A 587-nucleotide genomic window follows, 5' to 3' on the forward strand; every position below is an offset into this window, starting at 1 on the left:
AATTTAGGGACGGGACAAGTTGCGAGGGCCAGCGCGATGCAAGCTGTCAACGTTGCGCAAACCGGATTTGACATCGGTTGGGATTTCGCCCGCTTCGGTCGTGTCTTGGACTGCGCATCGAGCGAGCCGAGTGTACAGGCTGGGTACCGCGCGGGCCGCCTGCATTTTCGCGTTCCGCAGCATGTCCCCGATCGCTTCGTGTCCAAATGGTTGCAACTTCGGCTGAACGCCTTTCGCCGCCGCCGAATTCTCGACGAGGAAGTAACTCCTGCCTACCTAAAAAAGATCGACTGCGCGATCTGTCCGATCACCTTGATCGCCATGACACATGCTGCTTTGGTCGAAAGCGACTGGTCGGTCGATAGGATCAACAATGATGGAGCCTATGCACCCGGCAACCTTATGGTGATGTGCGTAAAAGCGAATCGAGCCAAGGGAGCGAAGGGTCTTGAACAGGTCATCGAACTGGCGTCGGGAAGCGCGGAGGACACAGTGCTCGGTCTTTCGAAACGCGAGTGGGCACGCCTAGCCTGCGTGATGGTCGGCGCAGCGAACTGGACCGGGGTCAGTCCGCCTCTTCTCCCGCT

The 587-nt window shown here is 58.6% G+C and carries 1 protein-coding gene; it reads left to right on the forward strand.

Annotation, left to right across the window (positions count from 1 at the left end; translation table 11 throughout):
* Window positions 1–36 precede the first annotated feature (36 nt).
* Window positions 37–587: hypothetical protein (locus AB6804_RS31940; protein ID WP_370889847.1), on the forward strand; the 551-nt coding region annotated here is incomplete at its 3' end.

It is taken from the genome of Caballeronia sp. RCC_10 (genome assembly GCF_041360715.1).
GTDB lineage: Bacteria > Pseudomonadota > Gammaproteobacteria > Burkholderiales > Burkholderiaceae > Caballeronia > Caballeronia grimmiae.